Annotated in this window: 17 protein-coding genes and 4 tRNA genes; 12 read left to right on the top strand and 9 right to left on the bottom strand. The window is 66.9% G+C overall.

The window, feature by feature from the left end:
* Positions 1 to 31 precede the first annotated feature (31 nt).
* The 10 genes from AC3A6G_RS11340 to AC3A6G_RS11295 all read left to right on the top strand — a co-directional run bounded on the left by AC3A6G_RS11340 (position 32) and on the right by AC3A6G_RS11295 (position 8,784).
* Positions 32 to 118: transfer RNA gene (locus tag AC3A6G_RS11340), tRNA-Leu, on the top strand.
* Positions 119 to 143: 25 nt separating this feature from the next.
* Positions 144 to 1,457 carry a trigger factor gene (gene tig / locus AC3A6G_RS11335; RefSeq protein WP_487858981.1) on the top strand — a complete coding sequence of 438 codons (1,314 nt, stop codon included), beginning with the start codon at positions 144 to 146 and terminating at the stop codon, positions 1,455 to 1,457.
* Between the two features lie 119 nt (positions 1,458 to 1,576).
* The gene (gene clpP, locus AC3A6G_RS11330; RefSeq protein ID WP_487858982.1) at positions 1,577 to 2,185 is read left to right on the top strand and encodes an ATP-dependent Clp endopeptidase proteolytic subunit ClpP; all 609 of its coding nucleotides are present in this window, start codon (positions 1,577 to 1,579) and stop codon (positions 2,183 to 2,185) included.
* Between the two features lie 112 nt (positions 2,186 to 2,297).
* Positions 2,298 to 3,563 carry an ATP-dependent Clp protease ATP-binding subunit ClpX gene (gene clpX, locus AC3A6G_RS11325; RefSeq protein WP_487858983.1) on the top strand — a complete coding sequence of 422 codons (1,266 nt, stop codon included), beginning with the start codon at positions 2,298 to 2,300 and terminating at the stop codon, positions 3,561 to 3,563.
* A gap of 122 nt (positions 3,564 to 3,685) precedes the next feature.
* A complete protein-coding gene (lon, locus tag AC3A6G_RS11320; RefSeq protein ID WP_487858984.1) occupies positions 3,686 to 6,124 on the top strand; it encodes an endopeptidase La in 2,439 nt (812 codons plus the stop codon).
* Between the two features lie 54 nt (positions 6,125 to 6,178).
* A tRNA-Gly gene (locus tag AC3A6G_RS11315) sits at positions 6,179 to 6,254 on the top strand.
* Positions 6,255 to 6,315: 61 nt separating this feature from the next.
* Positions 6,316 to 6,389: transfer RNA gene (locus tag AC3A6G_RS11310), tRNA-Cys, on the top strand.
* A gap of 101 nt (positions 6,390 to 6,490) precedes the next feature.
* Positions 6,491 to 6,582: transfer RNA gene (locus tag AC3A6G_RS11305), tRNA-Leu, on the top strand.
* A 22-nt stretch (positions 6,583 to 6,604) separates the two neighbouring features.
* On the top strand, positions 6,605 to 7,237 hold the full coding sequence (locus AC3A6G_RS11300) for a DUF6806 family protein (protein WP_487863808.1): 633 nt from the start codon (positions 6,605 to 6,607) through the stop codon (positions 7,235 to 7,237).
* Positions 7,238 to 7,464: 227 nt separating this feature from the next.
* Positions 7,465 to 8,784: an MFS transporter gene (locus AC3A6G_RS11295; RefSeq protein ID WP_487873644.1), complete on the top strand. Its 1,320-nt coding sequence runs from the start codon at positions 7,465 to 7,467 to the stop codon at positions 8,782 to 8,784.
* Positions 8,785 to 8,787: 3 nt separating this feature from the next.
* Here AC3A6G_RS11295 and AC3A6G_RS11290 read toward each other — a convergent pair whose 3' ends face one another.
* The 7 genes from AC3A6G_RS11290 to proV all read right to left on the bottom strand — a co-directional run bounded on the left by AC3A6G_RS11290 (position 8,788) and on the right by proV (position 17,754).
* Positions 8,788 to 10,992 carry an Ig-like domain-containing domain gene (locus tag AC3A6G_RS11290; protein ID WP_487873643.1) on the bottom strand — a complete coding sequence of 735 codons (2,205 nt, stop codon included), beginning with the start codon at positions 10,990 to 10,992 and terminating at the stop codon, positions 8,788 to 8,790.
* 89 nt (positions 10,993 to 11,081) lie between these two features.
* Positions 11,082 to 11,873 (bottom strand): PA3715 family protein, encoded by a 792-nt coding sequence (locus tag AC3A6G_RS11285; RefSeq protein WP_487873642.1) that lies wholly within the window; start codon positions 11,871 to 11,873, stop codon positions 11,082 to 11,084.
* Positions 11,874 to 11,883: 10 nt separating this feature from the next.
* The gene (gene murI, locus AC3A6G_RS11280) at positions 11,884 to 12,675 is read right to left on the bottom strand and encodes a glutamate racemase (protein WP_487873641.1); all 792 of its coding nucleotides are present in this window, start codon (positions 12,673 to 12,675) and stop codon (positions 11,884 to 11,886) included.
* Between the two features lie 2 nt (positions 12,676 to 12,677).
* A complete protein-coding gene (locus AC3A6G_RS11275) occupies positions 12,678 to 14,231 on the bottom strand; it encodes a fumarate hydratase (protein WP_487873640.1) in 1,554 nt (517 codons plus the stop codon).
* Positions 14,232 to 14,274: 43 nt separating this feature from the next.
* The gene (gene proX / locus AC3A6G_RS11270) at positions 14,275 to 15,315 is read right to left on the bottom strand and encodes a glycine betaine/L-proline ABC transporter substrate-binding protein ProX (protein ID WP_487873639.1); all 1,041 of its coding nucleotides are present in this window, start codon (positions 15,313 to 15,315) and stop codon (positions 14,275 to 14,277) included.
* Positions 15,316 to 15,335: 20 nt separating this feature from the next.
* A complete protein-coding gene (gene proW, locus AC3A6G_RS11265) occupies positions 15,336 to 16,472 on the bottom strand; it encodes a glycine betaine/L-proline ABC transporter permease ProW (protein ID WP_487858992.1) in 1,137 nt (378 codons plus the stop codon).
* Between the two features lie 28 nt (positions 16,473 to 16,500).
* A complete protein-coding gene (gene proV, locus AC3A6G_RS11260; protein ID WP_487858993.1) occupies positions 16,501 to 17,754 on the bottom strand; it encodes a glycine betaine/L-proline ABC transporter ATP-binding protein ProV in 1,254 nt (417 codons plus the stop codon).
* Between the two features lie 433 nt (positions 17,755 to 18,187).
* Here proV and fumC point away from each other — a divergent pair, with 433 nt between their 5' ends.
* Entirely contained in the window at positions 18,188 to 19,585 is a 1,398-nt protein-coding gene (fumC, locus tag AC3A6G_RS11255) for a class II fumarate hydratase (RefSeq protein WP_487873638.1), read from the top strand.
* 53 nt (positions 19,586 to 19,638) lie between these two features.
* Here the strand turns inward: fumC and AC3A6G_RS11250 are convergent, their stop codons facing one another.
* Complete coding sequence (locus AC3A6G_RS11250) at positions 19,639 to 20,256, bottom strand: NAD(P)-dependent oxidoreductase (protein ID WP_487873637.1); 618 nt, start codon at positions 20,254 to 20,256, stop codon at positions 19,639 to 19,641.
* Between the two features lie 101 nt (positions 20,257 to 20,357).
* Here AC3A6G_RS11250 and AC3A6G_RS11245 point away from each other — a divergent pair, with 101 nt between their 5' ends.
* Complete coding sequence (locus AC3A6G_RS11245; RefSeq protein WP_487863817.1) at positions 20,358 to 21,275, top strand: LysR family transcriptional regulator; 918 nt, start codon at positions 20,358 to 20,360, stop codon at positions 21,273 to 21,275.
* 21 nt (positions 21,276 to 21,296) lie between these two features.
* Here AC3A6G_RS11245 and AC3A6G_RS11240 read toward each other — a convergent pair whose 3' ends face one another.
* Complete coding sequence (locus tag AC3A6G_RS11240; protein ID WP_487858997.1) at positions 21,297 to 21,929, bottom strand: YqhA family protein; 633 nt, start codon at positions 21,927 to 21,929, stop codon at positions 21,297 to 21,299.
* Positions 21,930 to 21,976 lie beyond the last annotated feature (47 nt).

Here is a 21,976-nt window from a genome sequence, read left to right as displayed (position 1 = left end):
CGCCTTTGCATTCACCTGAAAAATTTGGCAAGCGCGGGTGGCGAAATTGGTAGACGCACCAGGTTTAGGTCCTGACGTTCGCAAGAACGTGCCGGTTCGAGTCCGGCCCCGCGCACCAGCCACACCCTCACAAGGAAGACACCATGACCGTGACCGTTGAAACTCTCGAGAAGCTCGAACGCAAGATCACGCTGACCCTTCCGGTCGGCACCATCCAGTCGGAAGTCGATTCGCGCCTCAAGAAGCTCGCGCGCACCGTCAAGATGGACGGTTTCCGTCCCGGCAAGGTGCCGATGAACGTCGTGGCCCAGCGTTACGGCTACTCGGTGCACTACGAGGTCATGAACGACAAGGTCGGTGAAGCCTTCTCGCAGGCCGCCAACGAAGCCAAGCTGCGCGTGGCCGGCCAGCCCCGCATCACCGAGAAGGAAGAGGCGCCCGAGGGCCAGCTGGCCTTCGACGCGGTGTTCGAGGTGTTCCCCGAAGTCAAGATCAACGACCTGGCGAACGCCGAAGTCGAGAAGCTCTCGGCCGAAGTGGGCGACGATGCCATCGACAAGACGCTCGAGATCCTGCGCAAGCAGCGCCGCACCTTCGCGCAGCGCGCCCAGGATGCCGTGGCCGAGGACAACGACCGCGTGACGGTCGACTTCGAGGGCAAGATCGACGGCGAGCCGTTCCAGGGCGGCAAGGCCGAAGATTTCCAGTTCATCGTCGGCGAAGGCCAGATGCTGAAGGAATTCGAAGAAGCGGTGCGCGGCATGAAGTCGGGCGACAGCCGCACCTTCCCGCTCTCGTTCCCGGCCGACTACCACGGTAAGGACGTGGCCGGCAAGCAGGCTGACTTCATGGTCACCGTGAAGAAGATCGAAGCTTCGCACCTGCCCGAAGTCAACGAGCAGCTTGCCAAGTCGCTCGGCATTCCCGAGGCCACGGTCGAGGGCCTGCGCGCCGACATCAAGAAGAACCTCGAGCGCGAAGTGAAGTTCCGCCTGCTGGCACGCAACAAGAACGCGGTGATGGACGCGCTGGTTGCCAATGCCGAACTCGACCTGCCGAACGCCAGCGTGCAGTCGGAAGTGAACCGCATGATCGAAGGCGCCCGCGCCGAGCTCAAGCAGCGCGGCATCAAGGACGCCGACAAGGCCCCGATTCCCGAGGAAGTGTTCCGTCCGCAGGCCGAGCGCCGCGTGCGCCTGGGCCTGGTGGTGGCTGAGCTGGTGCGTGCCAACGACCTGCAGGCCAAGCCCGAGCAGATCAAGGCTCACGTCGACGAACTGGCCGCGAGCTACGAGAAGCCGGCCGACGTCGTGCGCTGGTACTTCAGCGACAACAACCGCCTGGCCGAGGTCGAGGCGGTCGTGATCGAGAACAACGTGACCGACTTCGTGCTCGGCAAGGCCAAGGTCACGGAAAAGTCGGTGACGTTCGACGAGCTGATGGCGCAGCAGGGCTGATCCCGGCACCGCACGCATGATGGCGAATGGGGCTTGTGCTTTGCGGCACGAGCCCCATTTCACTCAAGCGTACAGTCACATTCGAACAGCGAACGAACCCTTTTTCCCGGAGCATATTCATGAGCGCACAGGGCATCCAGAATCTCGGCATGATCCCGATGGTCGTCGAGCAGTCGGGCCGCGGCGAGCGGTCGTACGACATCTATTCGCGCCTCCTCAAGGAGCGCATCGTCTTCCTGGTCGGCGAGGTGAACGACCAGACCGCCAACCTCGTGGTGGCGCAGCTGCTGTTCCTCGAGAGCGAGAACCCGGACAAGGACATTTCGTTCTACATCAACTCACCCGGCGGCAGTGTGAGCGCCGGCATGGCGATCTACGACACCATGCAGTTCATCAAGCCTGACGTTTCCACCATGTGCATCGGCTTCGCGGCCAGCATGGGCGCCTTCCTGCTCGCAGCCGGCGAGAAGGGCAAGCGCTTCTCGCTGCCGAATTCGAAGGTCATGATCCACCAGGTGCTCGGCGGCGCGCGCGGCCAGGCGACCGACATCGAGATCCACGCCCGCGATATCCTGCGCACCAAGGACCAGATGAACCGCATCCTGGCCGAGCGCACGGGCCAGCCGCTCGAAAAAGTCAAGACCGACACCGAGCGCGACTATTTCCTCACGGCCGACGAGGCCAAGGATTACGGGCTGGTCGACCAGGTCATTGCAAAGCGCGGTTGACTCCGGCCGCGGCGCCGCATGCGCCAAAAGGCAAAAACGGCGTTTTCCCCACGGGAAACGCCGTTTTTGTTTAGTTATCATTGTCCCACCCCCGTTAACGAGGCATCTGTCCATGGCCGAGAAAAAAGGCTCTTCCAGCGAAAAAACGCTTTACTGCTCGTTCTGCGGCAAGAGCCAGCATGAGGTCAAGAAGCTGATCGCGGGCCCTTCGGTCTTCATTTGCGACGAGTGCATCGATCTCTGCAACGAGATCATCCGCGACGAACTCCCCGCCGGCGAGGAATCGCGCGAGGGGCGCAGCGACCTGCCGACGCCGCTCGAGATCAAGACCAACCTCGACAACTACGTGATCGGCCAGGAGCCGGCCAAGCGCATGCTGTCGGTGGCCGTCTACAACCACTACAAGCGCCTGCGCCACAAGGAAAAGGCCAAGGGCGAGGACGTCGAACTCAGCAAGAGCAACATCCTCCTGATCGGCCCGACCGGTTCAGGCAAGACGCTGCTCGCGCAGACGCTCGCGCGCATGCTCGACGTGCCGTTCGTCATGGCCGACGCCACCACGCTGACCGAAGCCGGCTACGTGGGCGAAGACGTCGAGAACATCATCCAGAAGCTGCTGCAGAGCTGCAACTACGAAGTCGAGCGCGCCCAGCGCGGCATCGTCTACATCGACGAGATCGACAAGATCTCGCGCAAGTCCGACAACCCGTCGATCACGCGCGACGTGTCGGGCGAGGGCGTGCAGCAGGCGCTGCTGAAGCTCATCGAAGGCACCATGGCGAGCGTGCCGCCGCAGGGCGGGCGCAAGCATCCGAACCAGGACTTCCTGCAGATCGACACGACCAACATCCTGTTCATCTGCGGCGGCGCCTTCGCCGGCCTCGAGAAGGTCATCGAAGCACGCACCGAAGCCTCGGGCATTGGTTTTGGCGCCTCGGTCAAGAGCAAGGCCCAGCGCAGCGTCACCGAGGTGTTCCGCGAGGTCGAGCCCGAGGACCTGATCAAGTTCGGCCTGATCCCCGAGCTCGTGGGCCGCATGCCCGTGGTGGCCTCGCTGGCCGAACTCAGCGAAGACGCCCTGGTGCAGATCCTGACCGAGCCGAAGAATGCCGTCGTCAAGCAGTTCACCAAGCTGCTGCAGATGGAGGGCGTCGACCTCGAGATCCGCCCGGCGGCGCTCAAGGCCATCGCGCGCAAGGCGCTGGCCCGCAAGACCGGTGCGCGCGGGCTGCGTTCGATCCTGGAACAGTCGCTGATCGACACGATGTTCGAACTGCCGAATGCCACCAACGTCGACAAGGTTGTGGTCGAAGAATCCACAATCGATGAAAACAAGCCGCCGCTGCTCGTGTACCGCGAGGCGGCCAAGAAGGCCTGAGTGAGCGCAGCGCCGGCCCTTCCTTTCGGCAAGGCTGCCGGCGCCTTCGACAAAGACCGGGCGCGCAGGGTTGAAATGCCCGCACACCCATCCATCTTTGCCTGATCAAACAAAGGATTTTCATGTCCGGTCATACACCCCTGCCAGCCGAAGCGATCGACCTGCCGCTGCTGCCGCTGCGCGACGTCGTCGTGTTCCCCCACATGGTGATCCCGCTGTTCGTGGGACGCCCGAAGAGCATCAAGGCGCTCGAGCTGGCGATGGAAGCCGAACGTCGCATCATGCTGGTGGCCCAGAAGGCCGCCGCCAAGGACGAGCCCTCGGTCGAGGACATGTTCGAGGTGGGCTGCGTCTCGACCATCCTGCAGATGCTGAAGCTGCCCGACGGCACCGTGAAGGTGCTGGTCGAAGGCCAGCAGCGCGCGAGCGTGAACCGCATCGACGACGGCGAGACTCACTTCACGGCCAACGTGACGCCCCTGGCGGCGACCGAGGGCGGCGAGAAGGGCACGGAGGTCGAGGCGCTGCGCCGCGCGGTGATGCAGCAGTTCGACCAGTACGTGAAGCTCAACAAGAAGATCCCGCCCGAGATCCTGACCTCGATCTCCAGCATCGACGATCCGGGCCGCCTGGCCGACACCATTGCCGCGCACCTGCCGCTCAAGCTCGACAACAAGCAGGCCGTGCTCGACCTGGACGACGTGAAGGCGCGGCTCGAGAACCTGTTCGGCCAGCTCGAGCGCGAGGTCGACATCCTCAACGTCGACAAGAAGATCCGCGGCCGCGTGAAGCGCCAGATGGAGAAGAACCAGCGCGACTTCTACCTCAACGAACAGGTCAAGGCGATCCAGAAGGAGCTCGGCGAAGGCGAGGAGGGCGCGGACATCGAGGAGATCGAGAAGAAGATCAAGCTCGCCAAGATGCCCAAGGAAGCGCTCAAGAAGGCCGAGGGCGAGCTCAAGAAGCTCAAGCTGATGTCGCCCATGTCGGCCGAGGCCACGGTGGTGCGCAACTACATCGACGTGCTGGTCAGCCTGCCGTGGAGCAAGCGGACCAAGATCAAGCACGACCTCGCCAATGCCGAGGCGGTGCTCAACGCCGACCACTACGGCCTCGAGAAGGTCAAGGACCGCATCCTCGAGTATCTCGCGGTGCAGCAGCGCGTGGACAAGGTCAAGGCGCCGATCCTGTGCCTCGTGGGGCCGCCGGGCGTGGGCAAGACCTCGCTCGGGCAGTCGATCGCCAAGGCCACGGGCCGCAAGTACACCCGCATGGCGCTCGGCGGCATGCGCGACGAGGCCGAGATCCGCGGCCATCGCCGCACCTACATCGGCGCGCTGCCGGGCAAGGTGCTGCAGGGCCTGGGCAAGATCGGCACGCGCAATCCGCTGTTCCTGCTCGACGAGATCGACAAGCTCGGCACCGACTTCCGCGGCGACCCGTCGAGCGCGCTGCTCGAGGTGCTCGACCCCGAGCAGAACCACACCTTCGGCGACCACTACGTCGAGGTCGACTTCGACCTCTCCGATGTGATGTTCGTCGCCACGTCGAATTCGATGAACATCCCGCCGGCGCTGCTCGACCGGATGGAAGTCATCCGCCTCTCGGGCTACACCGAGGACGAGAAGACCAACATCGCGCTCAAGTACCTGCTGCCCAAGCAGATGACGAACAACGGCGTGAAGGAAGAGGAACTGCTCGTCACCGAAGAGGCCGTGCGCGACATCGTGCGCTACTACACCCGCGAGGCGGGCGTGCGCTCGCTCGAGCGCGAGCTGTCGAAGATCTGCCGCAAGGTGGTCAAGAGCCTGTTGCTCAAGCAGCTCACGCCCAAGGTCGTGGTCGACGGCACCAACCTCAATGACTTTCTCGGCGTGCGCAAGTACAGCTTCGGCCTGGCCGAGAAGCAGAGCCAGGTCGGCCAGGTGGTCGGCCTTGCCTGGACCGAGGTCGGCGGCGACCTGCTCACGATCGAGGCGGTCACGATGCCCGGCAAGGGCGTGATCAGCCGCACGGGCTCGCTCGGCGACGTGATGAAGGAGTCGGTCGAGGCCGCGCGCACCGTGGTGCGCAGCCGCTCGCGCCGCCTGGGCATCAAGGACGAGATGTTCGAGAAGCGCGACATCCACATCCACGTGCCCGACGGCGCCACGCCCAAGGACGGCCCGAGCGCCGGTGCGGCGATGACGACGGCCTTCGTGTCGGCGCTCACGGGCATCCCGGTGCGCAGCGACGTCGCGATGACCGGTGAGATCACGCTGCGCGGCGAGGTCACGGCCATCGGCGGCCTCAAGGAAAAGCTGCTGGCCGCACTGCGCGGCGGCATCAAGACCGTGCTGATCCCCGAGGAGAACGCCAAGGACCTGCAGGACATTCCCGAGAACGTGAAGAACGGCCTCGAGATCGTGCCGGTGAAGTGGATCGACAAGGTGCTCGAGATCGCGCTCGAGAAGATGCCCGAGCCGCTGTCCGACGAGGAAGTCGCGGCCTCGGCCGCCGCCGTGGCCGAGCTTGCCAAGCAGCGCGAAGGGCGGGCGTCCGAGGGCTCGGTCAAACATTGAGCGGTCGAGCTTGCCTAGCCCCGAAAAAGTGTTCTATAATTCGAGGCTCGAAACGCGGGAATAGCTCAGTTGGTAGAGCGCAACCTTGCCAAGGTTGAGGTCGAGAGTTCGAGACTCTTTTCCCGCTCCAGTTTTGAAAAAGGGAAGCACTGCTTCCCTTTTTTTCGCAAGTTCGATTTCGTTTTCAGCGTGGCGCGATAGCAAAGCGGTTATGCAACGGATTGCAAATCCGTGTAGCCCGGTTCGACTCCGGGTCGCGCCTCCATCCTCTCTGGTCAGTTTGATCCACCCGCACAGAAAATCGCCCCGCCAACCTGCGTTGCCGGGGCTCGTTTCGTTTGGGTTATCGTCGATGTCCAACCCGAGGCCCGGATGGTGAAATTGGTAGACACATCGGACTTAAAATCCGCCGCTTCCTTAATCGGGGCATACGGGTTCGACCCCCGTTCCGGGCACCATATCTAGACAAGGGAGCACACAATGCCTCGTTACAACGCTCCATTCGAAATCCATGTTCACGGCGACGTGCCGCTCAGGGCCGACGTCGGCTTCGACCAGATCCAGGAAGCGCTGAAGCCGCTGTGGGTCTATGCCGGCGCCAAGTCGCTGGCGGACGGCGCCACGAGCAGTTATGAAGAGGAGCCCGGCATCCGCTTCGAGCAGAAGGAGCACATGCTCCAGATGTGCTGGACCGTGACCGGCGACGAAGACTTCCGCCAGTCGCTCGATGAGATGTGCATGGCGCTGAACGAACTGTCCGAGCGCGGTGCCGCGATCGAGGTCACGTTCTACGACACTGACTTCGACGAGGAAGAGGGCGACCCCGACGAAGAGTCGCGCGACGACTTCCTGATGCTGTTCGTCGGCCCGAACCCGGCGGCGATCATGCAGGTGCAGCGCGACCTGCTGGTCGAAGACGTGGTCAACCTCATGGAGCGGCATTTCGACGGGGCCGAACTCGGCGGCGTGGTGGCCGAGATCGACCGCCTGTTCAGCGACCGCTTCGACGCGCTCGTCAACTCGCTCGAGATCGGCAAGCGCCCGCGGGGCACCGGCGGCAGCGGCAGCGGTGGCGGCCATGGCGGCGGCCGCCGCCCACGTCACCTGCACTGAGAAGCTGCGAACGAACCGGCCATGCCCGCTCAGCCCGCCCAGACCCGCCCGCTCGTCGTTGCAAATGCTCGCCGTAGCGCAAGCTACGACTGCGCTTTGCGCCTCGATCGGACGCGCCTGGACGACCTGCTCGGACACGTCCAGTTCATTCACAGCTTCTGACATGCGAGCGTCCGCAGCCCGGGCGCAACACGCCTGCCATGCGGCGCGCGCACGATGATCGCCGCATGGCCGCTTCCCCCAAGCTCTTTCCTTCCAGCGCCCTCAACGCTGGCGTGCGCAAGCGCGAGGTTTTCGGCTGGGCGATGTACGACTTTGCGAACTCGGGCTACACGACCGTCGTGATCACGGCCGTGTTCGCGGCCTACTTCGTCGGCGGTATCGCGAAGGGCGCACCATGGGCGCCGTTCGCCTGGACCGTGGCGCTCAGCATCTCGTATGCGATCGTGATGCTCACCATGCCCGCGATCGGCGCCTGGGCCGACCTGCATGGGGCCAAGAAGCGGCTGCTGGCGATGGCCACCACGGGCTGCGTGATCGCAACGGCGGCGCTGGCGCTGTCGCCACGCTTCTCGGGTGCCACGGGGGTTGCCGTGGCCATGGCGCTGGTCATCGTGTCGAACACCTTTTACTCGTATGGCGAGTCGCTCACGGGCGCGTTCCTGCCCGAGCTCGCCACGGCCGAGGGCATGGGCAAGGTCAGCGGATGGGGCTGGGCCTTCGGCTACATCGGCGGCATGCTGGTGCTTGGCCTGTGCCTGGCCTACGTGCTCTCGGCGCAGGCCCGAGGGCTCCCCGCGGCGCACTTCGTGCCGGTGACGATGCTCATCACCGCGGCCATCTATGGCGCGGCGGCCTGTGTCACCTTTGTGCTGCTGCCCGAACGCGCAAGGCCACGTCCGCAGGCCGCGGCGCAGTCCAATGCCTGGCAGCAACTTCGTGCGACCTTCCGCGAGGCGCGCGCCTACCGCGACTTCATGACGCTGCTGGCCTGCACCGTCTGCTACCAGGGCGGCGTGGCCGTGGCCATCACACTGGCCGCGATCTATGCCGAGCAGGTGATCGGTTTCGTGGCGAGCGAGACGATGGTGCTGATCTTCGTGCTCAACCTGGCGGCCGCAGTGGGTGCCTTCGGCTTCGGCTACGTTCAGGACCGCATCGGCCACAAGTTCGCACTGGCCGGCACGCTGGTGGCATGGATCGTGGTCTGCGTGATCGCTGCAGCGGCCGGCAGCAAGGGGGCCTTCTGGTGGGCCGCGGCCATTGCGGGGCTGGCGATGGGGTCGAGCCAGTCGGCCGGGCGCGCCATGACGGGCTATTTGGCGCCGCCGGCGCAACTGGCCGAGTTCTTCGGGCTCTGGTCCTTTGCCACGCGGCTCGCGAGCATCGTCGGTCCGCTGATGTTCGGTGCAATCACCTGGGCCACGGGCGGCAACCAGCGAGTTGCGATCCTGTCGACCGCCGTGCTGTTCGTCGCGGGCCTGCTGCTGCTGTGGCCGATCGACATGCGGCGCGGCCGCGAGGCCGCGCTGCGAGGTCGGACATAGGCTTCAGGAGCCGCCGAACAGGCTGCCGTTGGTCAGCGGCCAGCCGGTGCCGGCCTGCGACTTCCAGTTCGCTGTGTTCTTCACGCTCGTCGCAAAGGTCGCGATGTCCCCCGGCGTTGGGGAGGCAGGGAGCATCGGACCGTCGTAGAGCACGTCGAACTTGTCCGCAAAGTGGATCGCGGCGCCCGTGCTGCTCAACGCCGCGGGAATGCTGCCAGCGCCGGTGGCCGGGCCCACCGTGATGCTGGCCAGGTAGGCGCCCACGCCACTGATCGCACCGGCCGCGCCGTCGCCCAGGTTCGCGACCGTGCCGCCGACGAAGGCGTAGACCGTCTCGTTGGTGCCGCTGAGGCCACCGCCCGCGCCCTGCGTGGTGCCGACGTCGGCGATCGGATTGGTGTTCTTGATGTCAGGCTGGATGGTCACGATGCTGCCCACCGCGAGGTTGCGGTCCGTGGTCCAGACATAGGCGCTTTCGTTGGTCAGGCCGTCGAACTCATCGTCGGCGGTGCGATCGCGATCGGTGAACACGATGCGTGTGCCGGCATCCATCGGCTTGAGCAGCACGAAGGCGAAAGCGTCGGTCTTGTCGGCATTCAGGCCCAGGAACAGGATGTCGCCGGCACCGAACGGGGGCGGTGCGCTGGTGGTGAAGGCGATGGTGCTCGTGTCGGCGATGCCCGCGAATGCGTTGCCTTTGGCATCGACGATCGCGTTGGCATCCACCGTCATGTAGTAGCCGGTGGACGCGCTCAGTGGCTCGGTGGGCGTGAACGTCAGCACGTTGAAGGCGCGCCGGACACGCGCAGTCGGGCTCGCGGCAGAGAAGGTCTCGACCACGCTGCCGTCGGCCTTGTGCAGAACGATGTTGCCCGCACCGAGGCGCACGCCCTCGTTGAAGTTCAGCGTGATCGTCGCGTTCACGCCCACGCTGCCATCGTCGGCCTTGGGCGAGGCGCTCTTGAGCACCGGCGCGGCGGTGTCGACCCAGGGCTGGCCCAGGCGCACGACGAAGCCGTCGAATTTCTGGTCGGCGGGCGCAAGGTCCTTCGATACCTCGGTCTGGTCCGCCCACACCGTGTCGCCGTTGTCGAGCAGCAGTTGCACTTCGGTGCCGGCGGCCACAGGGCCGGGCACCTCGACGATCGATTCGAAGCTGCCGCCCGTCGCCTTGCGCAGGGTGTCGAGGTCGTTCGACAGCTCCACGGGGGCTTCGCCCGCGCGGCCGCTCCAGGCAAACAGCGCGAAGTTGCGGTCGACGAGTGCGCTCGCCGGGCCTGCGGGGCCGGCGACGATCAGGTAGCGGCCGTCACTGCCCTTGTCGATCGAACGGATGCCGCGGCCGCCGAGGTCGATCTCGATCGGCGCGCCGAAGCTTGCCTGCGTTGCGGTGCGGGCCACCAGCGCGGCGTAATTCTCAAGCGGCACGATCAACGCATGGGTGCGCAGCGAGGCGCCAGTCTGCGGCGCGCGAAAGCCCAGCCACAGCGCACCGTCGCCCGGCGCGGCGGCCATGCCCTCAATGGAGAAGCCGTTGGCCTGCTCGGGAACGACGCCCGCCGCCGCCGAGGCCGCGAAGCCGAATCGATCGGCGTCCAGGCCATGCACGTTGCCGGCATCCCAGGCCACTAGCTGGCTCTCGAGTTGCGAGAACTCGCCGACGTAGCTGAAGGTGGTGCCGGCGCCGCTGCCGCCGAGCTTCACTGCGAAGAGGTGCGAACGGTCGGGTGCGTCGTCGCCGTCCTTCTTGTTGCTGTTCGAGCCCGTGAAGTACAGCGTGTCGCCGACGCGCGTGCCAGCCTCGAGGTCGAGTTCCTTCGTGAGCTGGGGGCCATCGGTTTCATAGCTCCACTCCTTCACCGCGGCGCCACCCGCTCGCGGATAGACCCGCAGCACATTGGCCTCGTCGTCGGCCACGAGCATGTAGCCGTCGGGCAATGCGATGGCAGTGGAGGCATCGGACGAGCCTTCGGTCGTGCCGGCGGTCGGCGTGAACCGGGCCTCGGAGACCAGTTGCGGCTCGGGCGCCGCAGGCGGTGGTTCGGTCGCAGGTGGCGTGGTGGCCACGGGCGGCACGATCGGCGGAAAGAACGCAGCGCCGCCATCGTTGCCGCCACCGCACGCGGCGAGCAGGAGGCCGAGGGCGCTGGCGAGCAGCAGGGGTTTGAAGGGAATGGCGGCAGCGTGTGGCTTTTTGGGATTGTTCATGGCGCGCGGTGTGGCAAGCAAGCAAACCGCGGATCGTGCTGCTTTCGTATGACAGCGCCGTGAAGCAGACGGCCGCTGCTGCGCGCCGCTCAGGGCACCGGGTCGCGCAGAGACTTGGGCACGCGGTAGCGCTCGCCGTCGTAGCGCAGCGTCAGCGTGTCGAAGCGCGCGGGCAGGGACACCAGGGCGCAGTTCTGGTCATCGTCGCGCCACAGCGCGCGACTGCGGGTTCGCGTGCGCGAGAGCTGCAGGTCGTGCCAGCCGTTGCTTGTCGACGGAGCGACCGAGAGCATGGTGCGCAGCTTCTCGAAGCGACCGCTGCAGCTCTGGTCCCACTCGCCGCTGTCGTGGTCGAGTTCGATCTCGGGCAGCACCTGGCGCAGCTTGCTGCCCTGCTGCACGTAGAGGCGCAGCGTCTCGATCGCGGTCGAATTGCCCGGCGCGATGCCGCGGTAGCGCACACGCAGGCCGAAGGCGCGCGTGTCGCTCGAGAGCACGTAGCGCGAGGTGTCGATGCGGATGTCCTGGATCGCGGTGGCGTTGTCCTCGTCGAGTGCCTCGGACTGGCGGATGCGCGCGACCACGGTGTCGCGATCGGTGTTGCCGTTGTCGGGGCGCTGGATCAGCAGCAGTTCGAGATCGAAGACCTTCGCGCCCGAGCTGCTGACCTCTTGCGGCACCGGCAGCACCACGATGCTGCGTCCCGGAAATGCCGGCCACGGCTTGCAGGCCGCGAGGCGCTCGTCGAGCGATCGGTCGGGGTAGAGCTTGGCATGCATGCGCTCGGCCAGCCCACTTTCGCACGCCGCATGCGTGGCGCCGGCGGCCACGAGACCCAGCAGCAGCAACAGGGCGCGGCGCAGGCCGGAACGCAGCATCATCTGCGCGGCTTCAGGCGGCCGCCGCCACCGGCGGCAGCGGCAACCAATGCATGGCGGCCGCTTCGAGCGCGGCCAGGTTGCCGCTGCCCGCGAGCACCAGCGCGCCTTCGCCGCCCTCGGCCAGCCGACCGAGCGAGGCGAGCACGCGGCGCGTCTGCTGCGCCACGGGGGCCCCGGTGTCGATGAAGCGCAGCGACGGCGGCGCATGGCGCTGCAGTTCGTGCCGCACGAGCGGGTAATGGGTGCAGCCGAGCACCACGGCGTCGGTCTCGCCGGGCGCATCGCCGAACGGGCCGGCCTCGGCCATATAGCGTGCGCAGAGCGCCGCGATGGCTGCACCATCGAAGCCCTCGATGGCCTTCACGAGCCCGTCGCAGGGCACCGCGCGGACCGTCGCCCCGGCCGCAAAGGTGTCGCACAGCGCCGCGTACCTGCTGCTTGCGAGCGTCCCGCGTGTGGCCAACACCGAGATGCGGCCCGTTCGGCTCGCGGCCACCGCGGGCTTGAGCGCGGGCTCCAGGCCCACGATCGGCAGTGCCGGATGTTCGGCGCGCAGCAGGTGGATGGCCGCGGTGGTGGCCGTGTTGCAGGCCACCACCAGCGCCTTGATGCCGTGTTCGCGCACCAATTGCCCGGCCACCGCGCGCGAGCGCTCGATCACGTAGGCATCGCCGCGCTCGCCATAGGGGGCGTAGGCCGCGTCCGAGAAATAGACGAAGCGCTCGTGCGGCAGTTCGGCGCGCAGCGCGGCGAGCACGCTGAGCCCGCCGACACCGCTGTCGAAGACGCCGACCGCGCTCAAGCTCAGGCTTCTTCCATCATGATGGTCTTGAACTCGCCGCTGGCGATGCGCTTCTGCCACTCGGCCGGGCCGGTGATGTGCGCGCTGGTGCCGCCGGCGTCGACCGCCACCGTCACGGGCATGTCGACCACGTCGAATTCGTAGATCGCTTCCATGCCGAGGTCTTCGAAGCCGACCACCTTGGCGGTCTTGATCGCCTTGCTCACGAGGTAGGCGGCGCCGCCCACGGCCATGAGGTAGGCGCTCTTGTGCTTCTTGATGGCCTCGATCGCGACCGGGCCGCGCTCGGCCTTGCCGATCATCGCGATCAGGCCGGTCTGGGCCAGCATCATCTCGGTGAAGCCGTCCATGCGGGTGGCGGTGGTCGGGCCGGCGGGGCCGACCGCTTCGTCACCGACGGGATCGACCGGGCCGACGTAGTAGATGACGCGGTTCGTGAAATCGACGGGCAGCTTCTCGCCCTTGGCGAGCATGCCCTGGATGCGCTTGTGCGCGGCGTCGCGGCCGGTGAGCATCTTGCCGTTGAGCAGCAGCGTGTCGCCGGGCTTCCAGCTCGCCACTTCGGCGGGCGTGAGGCGGTCGAGGTCGACGCGCTTGCTCTTCTTCTCGTCGGGCGCCCAGTTCACGTCGGGCCAGAGGTCGAGCGAGGGCGGATCGAGGTAGACCGCGCCACTGCCGTCCATCACGAAGTGCGCATGCCGTGTGGCCGCGCAGTTGGGGATCATCGCGACGGGCTTGCTCGCGGCGTGCGTCGGGTACATCTTGATCTTGATGTCGAGCACGGTGGCCAGGCCGCCCAGGCCCTGCGCGCCGATGCCGAGCGCATTGACCTTCTCGTACAGCTCGAGGCGCAGTTCCTCGACCTTCGAGAGCGGCTCCTTGCGCGCGGCCTTGGCCTGCAGTTCGTGCATGTCGAGGTCGTCCATCAGGCTTTCCTTGGCCATCAGCGCGGCCTTCTCGGCCGTGCCGCCGATGCCGATGCCGAGCATGCCGGGCGGGCACCAGCCGGCGCCCATGGTCGGCACCGTCTTGAGCACCCAGTCGACCACGCTGTCGCCGGGGTTCAGCATCACGAGCTTGCTCTTGTTCTCGCTGCCGCCGCCCTTGGCCGCGACGGTGACCTCGACCGTGTTGCCGGGCACGATCTCGGTGAAGATCACCGCGGGCGTGTTGTCCTTGGTGTTCTTGCGGTCGAACTGCGGGTCGGCCACCACCGAAGCGCGCAGCGTGTTGTCGGGATGGTTGTAGCCGCGGCGCACGCCTTCGTTGACCGCGTCCTCTAGCGAGCCGGTGAAGCCGCCCCAGCGCACGTCCATGCCCACCTTGAGGAACACGTTGACGATGCCGGTGTCCTGGCAGATCGGGCGATGGCCGACCGCGCTCATCTTGCTGTTGGTGAGGATCTGCGCGATCGCGTCCTTGGCGGCGGGGCTCTGCTCGCGCTCGTAGGCCTTGGCCAGGTGGGCGATGTAGTCGGCGGGGTGGTAATAGCTGATGTACTGCAGCGCGGCGCTGATCGATTCGATCAGGTCGGCCTGCTGGATCGTGGTCGTCATGGTGGGGGGTCTTTTTTGGATGTGGAAACGCCCCCCGATTATCTCAGCCGCCGCCGCCGCCGGCCGCCGCGCGCGCCTCGGCGATCCAGCCGTCGAACAATTGCTGGTGCGCCCGGATCCAGCCGTCGGCGTGGCGCTCCACGTCCTCGGCCGTGTTGGCGCCCTGGCTCATGCGCAGGTTCTGGGCGTTGATGTCGCCGATCGGCAGCTTCATGATCTCGAACAGCCGGGCGGCGGCCGGGTTCTTTTCGGCGAATTCGCGATTGGCGACGATGCGCTCCTCGTTCGCCAGGAAGCCGTAGTTCTTGCCGTTCGGCTGCCGGGTGTCGCCGCCGTCGCCGCCGGGCGAGGAGGAGGAGGGTACCTGCAGCCACACCACGTCCGAACCCGGGCGCAGCACGGCACTCACCCAGTAGGGCGTCCAGGTGTAGTAGAGGATCGGCTTGTCCTGCTTGAACCGCGCGATGGTGTCGGCCATCAGCGCCGCATAGCTGCCCTGCTTGTGCGTGACGGTGTCGCGCAGCTGGTAGGCCGTCAGGTGGTTTTCGATGGCGAGTTCGCAGCCCCAGCCGGGGTTGCAGCCGGTGAGGTCGGCCTTGCCGTCGCCGTCCGCGTCGAACAGCTTCGCGATCGCCGGGTCCTTGAGCTGGCCGATGTCGTTGATGCCGTACTGTTCAGCCGTCTTGCGGTCGATCAGGTAGCCCTGAACCGCGCCCTCCGAATACACGCCCTTGCGCCAGAGCTTGGCGTCGCCGCCGCTGTTCTCGTAGAAGTCGGCATGCAGCAGGCTCCAGTGGTGGGCCATGAAGGTGGCATCGCCATTGGCGATGGCGAGGTGCTCGGTGGCGGGTTCGAGGTCGCGCATCGGCTCGACGGTGTAGCCGAGCCGCTCGAGCCCGCGCATCACGAGCAGGGTCTGGAAAGCCTCTTCGGCGAGCGAGCTCTTGAGCGGCTGCACGGTCACGCCGGCGCCGGGCAGGTCGGCGCTGGCCTGTGCGGCCAGTCCCGAGAACGCGAAGGCAAGGGCCAGCAGACCGCGTGCAACGAAACCGGCGGTGCGTGGCTTGTCGTGGTGGTTCTTCATGCGTGTTGTTTCCTTCTTCGTCATTGCGCCTGCGCCGAAAGTGCCGGCGCCGGTTCGGCCGCCGGGCGGCCCGGGGCCACGGCGCGCTGCAGCAGGCGCAGCGCGAGGCCTGCCGGCCCCGTGTGCCACCAGCGGCGGCCTGCGGCGCGGCGCGACTGGCCCATGGCCTGGGTCAGCCGGTCGAGCGAGATGGCCAGCAGCACGATGCCCAGCCCGCCGACGGTCGCCAGGCCCATGTCGAGCCGACCGATGCCGCGCAGCACCATCTGGCCCAGCCCACCGACCGCGATCATCGAGGCGATCACCACCATCGACAGCGACAGCATCAGCGCCTGGTTGATGCCGGCCATGATCGACGGCATGGCCAGTGGCAGCTGCACCTTCACGAGCATCTGCCAGGGCGAGGCGCCGTAGGCGCGCGCCGCCTCGATCAGGTCGGGCCGCACCTGGCGCAGGCCCAGGTTGGTCAGGCGCACGAGCGGCGCGAGGGCGAAGACGATCGTCACGATCACGCCCGGCACGTTGCCGATGCCGAACAACATGACCACCGGTACCAGGTACACGAAGGCGGGCGTGGTCTGCATCGCGTCGAGCACCGGGCGCATCACGCGCTGCGCGCGGTCGCTGCTCGCCAGCAGCACGCCGAGCGGCAGCCCGACCAGCATGCAGAAAACCAGCGAGGTCAGCACCAGCGACAGGGTCACCATGGCCTCCGGCCAGATGCCGAGCATGGCCACCAGCAGCAGCGACACGGCCGTGCCGATGGCGATCGCGCGGCCCGCGAACTGCCAGGCGAGCAGGCCGACGAGCGCGATCATCGCGAGCGGCGGCAGCCCGTTCAGCAGGCCCTGCACGCCGTCGAGCGTGCTGTCGATCGGCAGCCGCACGGTCTGGAAGAAGGGCCGGAAATGCGTGACCACCCAGCCCAGGCCCTGGTTGATCCAGGCTTCGACGGGCAGCGAGCCGTCCCACAGCCGGTGCAGCGCGAAGCCGCCGGCGGCCGGGTCGACCGCGGTCGCGGCCTGGGCTGCGGGGGCATCGAGCCAAGCGCTCGTGGCCGACGCGTCGGGCGCGGCGGAAAGCGCCTCCCACGGGTCGATGTAGGCGGGCGCAGCGGCGGTGTCGGCCGGGGCGGATGACATCGTGTTGTCGTTCATCGGTTCGGTTTTCTCCGGAAGTTCGAAATCAGTGCGGCTCGGCGGCCAGCGCAGGGGCGGCGTGGGGCGCGGCGGGTTCGATCGGCGGCGTGTCGCGGTCGAGGAATCTCAGCAGCGTGGTCTTGCTGATCGCGCCGCAGAAGCGGCCGTCGCCCGCCACCACCGGCAACGCGCATGGCGCCTGCGCAAGCAGGCCGATGAGCCCGGCCACCGGCGCCTCGGCATCGATCGTCGGCAAGCCCTCGAGAAAAGCATGCTGCAGGCCGAGCGGACCCGCACGCCCGTCGAGTGCAGTGCGCAGCGTGTCGGCCGAGACCACGCCGAGGAAGCGCCTGCCCGGGTTCACCACGTAGGCGAAGTCGCGGTCCTGGTCTTCGAGCAGCTGCAGCGCCGCGCGCGCACCGCGCTCCGGGTGCTCGCTCACCACCGTGAGCGACTTGCGCGCGATGTCGGCCGCCTTGAAGACCGCCGCGGCATCCACGCCGCGCACGAAGCTGCGCACGTAATCGTCGGCGGGGCTGCGCAGGATCTCGTCGGGCGTGCCGACCTGGATCACGTGGCCGTCCTTCATGATCGCGATGCGGTCGCCGATGCGCATCGCCTCGTCGAGGTCGTGCGAGATGAAGACGATGGTGCGGCGCTTTTCCTGCTGCAGCCGCAGCAGCTCCGATTGCATCTCGGTGCGGATGATCGGGTCGAGCGCCGAGAAGGCCTCGTCCATCAGCAGGATCGACGGGTCCGATGCCAGTGCACGCGCCAGGCCGACGCGTTGCTGCATGCCGCCCGAGAGCTCGTCGGGGTAGCTGTCGCCCCAGCCCGCGAGGCCCACCTGGGCGAGCGCCTGGTCGGCCTGCGCGAGGCGTTCTTTCTTGCTGGTGCCGGAGAGTTCGAGGCCGAACGCGGTGTTCTCGCGCACCGTCATGTGCGGCATCAGCGCGAAGGACTGGAACACCATGCTGATGTCCTTGCGGCGCAATGCGCGCAGCCTGGCGTCGGAGTGCTCGTTGATGTCGGCGCCGTCGATCACGATGCGTCCCGCGGTCGGCTCGATCAGCCGGTTCAGCAGCCGTACCAGCGTCGACTTGCCCGAGCCCGACAGGCCCATGATCACGAAGATCTCGCCGGCTTGGATCTCGAAGGTGGCGTCGAACACGCCGATCGACTGGCCCGTGCGGGCGAGGATCTCTTTCTTGCTCAGCCCTTGGCGGACCAGTTCGAGCGCGTCTTCGGGGGCGTCCCCGAAAACCTTGAAGACATGGTCGATGAGAATTCCCTTGGCCATACGCCGGAGCTCCTTGTGCGAAGGTTGGACACAGTGCCGCCCGCAGGCGGCAGCGCCACGCCGTTCAGCCGGGGAGGACTGGGCAAACCAATGGCAACGCGAAGAGGCGCGCCATCGGCCGCAAGTGCAGGACGTGGCATCGGGGCCGGAGCGAAGCCCGGCCGGTTCGCCGGGCGGGCCCGGCGAGAGATCCATGCACCGCGACGGGAAGCGGGTTCCGCGAGTAGTGCAAGGGCGACCAACATGACTTGTTGGTCGACTGAAGCGCAAGATTATAACTTTTGCGTATGAGGCGGGTCAACCCAGGGCCCCTATCGTGAAGCAGTTCACGGCCGGGAAAGGCCCAGGCAAATGCGAGCTATTCCTATTCGCCGATACTCGGCACCGCGCCCGGCGAGCGGCGCCTTTTCTTCACGACTGCGGAGCTTCCTTCATGACCACACCCCCCAAGACCCGTGCCGAGCGCGATACCTTCGGCCCGATCGACGTGCCGGCCGACAAGCTGTGGGGCGCGCAGACGCAGCGCTCGCTGCAGAACTTCGATATCTCGGGCGAGCGGCAGCCGCGCGAGATCATCAAGGCGCTGGCCCAGGTGAAGCGCGCCTCGGCGGTGGTCAACCATGCGCTCGGCCTGCAGGACGAGAAGAAGACCGGGGCCATCGTGGCGGCGGCCGACGAAGTCATCGCTGGCGGGCACGCCGACGAGTTTCCGCTCGTGGTGTGGCAGACCGGTTCGGGCACGCAGACCAACATGAACGTCAACGAGGTGCTGGCCAACCGCGCGAGCGAACTGCTCGGCGGCGAGCGCGGCGAAGGGCGCCTGGTGCATCCGAACGACGACGTGAACCGCAGCCAGTCGAGCAACGACGTGTTTCCCACCGCGATGCACGTGGCGGCGGTCGAGGCGATCACGCAGCGGCTGCTGCCGGCGATCGCCAAGCTGCGCGGCACGCTCGAGCAGAAATCGAGGGATTTCGCCGACATCGTGAAGATCGGCCGCACCCACCTGCAGGACGCGACGCCGCTCACGCTCGGCCAGGAGTTCTCTGGCTACGTGGCGCAGCTTGCGCACGGCGAAGCGCATGTGCGCGCTGCGCTGCCGCACCTGTGCGAACTGGCGCTCGGCGGCACGGCCGTGGGCACCGGCCTCAATGCGCCCAAGGGCTACGCTGAACAGGTGGCGGCCCAACTCGCGAAGCTCACCGGGCTGCCGTTCGTCACGGCGCCGAACAAGTTCGAGGCCATGGCCAGCGTCGACGCGCTGGTGCACGCGCACGGCGCGCTCAAGACGCTGGCCGCGAGCATGACCAAGATCGCCAACGATGTGCGCTGGCTCGCGAGCGGCCCGCGCAGCGGCATCGGCGAACTGAGCATTCCCGAGAACGAGCCCGGCTCGTCGATCATGCCCGGCAAGGTGAACCCGACCCAGAGCGAGGCCGTGACGATGCTCGCGGCCCAGGTGTTCGGCAACGACGTCGCCATCAACATCGGCGGCGCCTCGGGCAACTTCGAACTCAACGTGTTCCGCCCGATGGTGGCGCACAACTTCCTGCAGAGCGTGCGCCTCCTGGCCGACGGCATGGTGAGCTTCAACGACCATTGCGCCGTGGGCATCGAGCCGAACCGCGAGCGCATCATCGAGCTGGTGCAGCGTTCGCTGATGCTCGTGACCGCGCTCAACACGCACATCGGCTACGACAAGGCCGCCTTCATCGCGAAGAAGGCGCACAAGGAGGGCAGCAGCCTGCGCGAGGCGGCCATCGCCTCGGGGCACCTGACGGCCGAGCAGTTCGACCAGTGGGTGGTGCCGGAGAACATGACGGGGCGTTGAGCAATCCAGCGCCGGCAGCATGAAAAAAGGAACCTTGCGGGTCCTTTTTTCTTTCAATACCCGACCGTGTAGCGCTGGCGCGAATGCGCCGGCTTCTCGAGCTCGTCGATGAACGCGATCGCGTAGTCCTCGAAGCTGATCCAGCTGCGGCCTTCGGCGCCCACGAGCAGGTCGTCCTTGCCCAGGCGGAACTTGCCGGTGCGCTCGCCTTCGACGAACTCGGCCGAGGGCGACAGGAAGGTCCAGTCGAGCTCGCTTTCATTGCGCAGCGCCTCGAGGAACACGCCGCCAGCCGAGGCCTCGGCGCGGTAGGCGTCGGGGAAGTCCGGCGTGTCGATCACCTTCAGGCCCGGGGCCGCGAACAGGCTGCCGGCTCCACCGACGACGAGCAGCCGCTTCACGCCCGCGCGCTTGACCGGCGCGATGATCGTGGCCGGCGGCACGGTGGCGAAGTGGGCCGCGCTGAACACGGCGTCGTGGCCGGCCACGGCTTTTTCGAGTGCCACGCCATCGAGCACGTCGAGGTCGATCGGCTTGACGTTCGCGCGGTCCGCGAGTTTGGCGCTGGCGTGGCGCGCGATGGCCGTCACGGTGTGGCCGCGGCGGAGCGCTTCGTCGAGAAGGCGGCCGCCAGCGCGTCCGGTGGCGCCGATGGTGGCAATGTGGCTCATGGATGACTCCTGGATGTGGATGGGACCCACCGCATCTTAGGTTTCTGTTTTCGAAAGAAATACTCCGAAATTCGCGCTTGTTTGTTTCTAAAATCGTACGAATGGACCGATTGAGCGCGATGCGGGTGTTCGTGGCGGTGGTGGATTCGGGCAGCCTCTCGGCCGCGGCAGAGAAGCTCGGGTTTTCGCGCCCGGTGGTTACGCGCTATGTGGCGGAGCTTGAGCAATGGACCGGTGCACGGCTGCTGCACCGGACCACGCGCCGCCTGAGCCTGACCGCGGCCGGCGAGGAGCTGCTGCCGCGCTGCCGCCAGATGCTCGAACTCGCGGGCGACATGCAGGCCGCCGTACGCCACCCGGCCGAAGCGCCACGCGGGCAGCTGCGCATCACGACCAGCACCTCGTTCGCGCAGGCGCAGCTGGCCGACGCGGTGGCCGACTACGTGCGGCTCCATCCGGGCGTGGCGGTCGACCTGGTGCTGCTCGACCGGGCAGTGAACCTGGTCGACGAACGCATCGACCTGGCGATCCGCGTGGCCGCCGAGATCGACCCGAACCTGATCGCACGCCGCCTCACCGACTGCCGCTCGGCGGTCTGCGCCTCGCCCGCATACCTGGCGGCCAAGGGTCGGCCGCTGGCGGTGGAAGAACTGGCGCAGCGCAACTGCCTCACGCACTCGTATTTCGGGCGCAGCCTCTGGAATTTCACGCGCAAGGGCAGCGGCGAGCCGGCGTCTGTTGCGGTCGCGGGCAACGTCTCGGCCAACGATGCGGCCAGCCTGATGTGCCTCGCGCGTGCGGGCGCGGGCATCGCGATGCTGCCGACCTACCTGGCCGCGCCGCTGCTGCGGCGCGGAGACCTCGTGCGGCTGTTCGACGACTTCGAGCCGCAGGTGGTGGGCATGTATGCCGTCTATGCCTCGCGCAAGCACATGCCGGCCACCCTGCGCACCATGCTCGACTTCCTGGCCGGTCGCTTTACCGAAGTGCCCGCGTGGGATTTGCCGAACGCGGGCTGATCGAAGAAGGGGAGGTAGCGATCAGTGGCGATTGCCGCTGCTGTGCGGTGCCGGGCCCATCAAGCGGTCGGTGTAGGCAATGGCCATGGCCGAGAGCAGGAACGCGATGTGGATCACGGTTTGCGCGATCAGCACGCGGTCGGTGTAGTTGTCGGCATTGATGAAGGTCTTCAGCAGGTGGATCGAGCTGATGCCGATGATGGCGGTCGCCAGCTTGACCTTGAGCACCGAGGCATTCACATGGCTCAGCCACTCGGGCTGGTCGCGATGGCCCTCGAGGTCCATGCGGCTCACGAAGGTCTCGTAGCCGCCGACGATCACCATGATCAGCAGGTTCGAGATCATCACCACGTCGATCAATGCGAGCACCACCAGCATGATCACGGTTTCGTTGAGCGAGGTGACAGGCGCTGTGGTCTTGTAGCCGATGCTCGTGATCAGCGCCTGCAGCGCGTCCTTGCTTCCGAAGGCGGCTTCCACCAGATGCAGCAGCTCGACGAGGAAGTGCACCACGTAGACGGCCTGCGCGATGATCAGCCCCAGGTAAAGCGGCAGCTGGAGCCATCGGCTCGCGAAGATCAGCTTGGGCAGGGGCCGCAGTGGCGAGCTCCGGCGCGGCGTGGTCGGGGGATCGAAGGATTCGGGTGCGGACATCGGAAGGCCGGAAGGGAACGATCGCGGATTCTAGGGTGTCCGGGTGG

This window comes from Variovorax sp. Soil_C_26, from assembly GCF_057657075.1.
The sequence above is the reverse complement of the archived record's forward strand: the minus strand, read 5'-3'. Positions and strand labels throughout refer to the sequence as shown.

Coding starts and splice junctions, on each gene's coding strand:
- AC3A6G_RS11285 (WP_487873642.1), bottom strand. CDS start 11,873: ATGATGCTGCGTTCCGGCCTGCGCCGCGCCCTGTTGCTGCTGCTGGGT.
- clpX (WP_487858983.1), top strand. CDS start 2,298: ATGGCCGAGAAAAAAGGCTCTTCCAGCGAAAAAACGCTTTACTGCTCG.
- AC3A6G_RS11275 (WP_487873640.1), bottom strand. CDS start 14,231: ATGACGACCACGATCCAGCAGGCCGACCTGATCGAATCGATCAGCGCC.
- AC3A6G_RS11295 (WP_487873644.1), top strand. CDS start 7,465: ATGGCCGCTTCCCCCAAGCTCTTTCCTTCCAGCGCCCTCAACGCTGGC.
- proX (WP_487873639.1), bottom strand. CDS start 15,315: ATGAAGAACCACCACGACAAGCCACGCACCGCCGGTTTCGTTGCACGC.
- AC3A6G_RS11300 (WP_487863808.1), top strand. CDS start 6,605: ATGCCTCGTTACAACGCTCCATTCGAAATCCATGTTCACGGCGACGTG.
- clpP (WP_487858982.1), top strand. CDS start 1,577: ATGAGCGCACAGGGCATCCAGAATCTCGGCATGATCCCGATGGTCGTC.
- proW (WP_487858992.1), bottom strand. CDS start 16,472: ATGAACGACAACACGATGTCATCCGCCCCGGCCGACACCGCCGCTGCG.
- lon (WP_487858984.1), top strand. CDS start 3,686: ATGTCCGGTCATACACCCCTGCCAGCCGAAGCGATCGACCTGCCGCTG.
- AC3A6G_RS11245 (WP_487863817.1), top strand. CDS start 20,358: ATGGACCGATTGAGCGCGATGCGGGTGTTCGTGGCGGTGGTGGATTCG.
- AC3A6G_RS11250 (WP_487873637.1), bottom strand. CDS start 20,256: ATGAGCCACATTGCCACCATCGGCGCCACCGGACGCGCTGGCGGCCGC.
- tig (WP_487858981.1), top strand. CDS start 144: ATGACCGTGACCGTTGAAACTCTCGAGAAGCTCGAACGCAAGATCACG.
- proV (WP_487858993.1), bottom strand. CDS start 17,754: ATGGCCAAGGGAATTCTCATCGACCATGTCTTCAAGGTTTTCGGGGAC.
- AC3A6G_RS11290 (WP_487873643.1), bottom strand. CDS start 10,992: ATGAACAATCCCAAAAAGCCACACGCTGCCGCCATTCCCTTCAAACCC.
- AC3A6G_RS11240 (WP_487858997.1), bottom strand. CDS start 21,929: ATGTCCGCACCCGAATCCTTCGATCCCCCGACCACGCCGCGCCGGAGC.
- fumC (WP_487873638.1), top strand. CDS start 18,188: ATGACCACACCCCCCAAGACCCGTGCCGAGCGCGATACCTTCGGCCCG.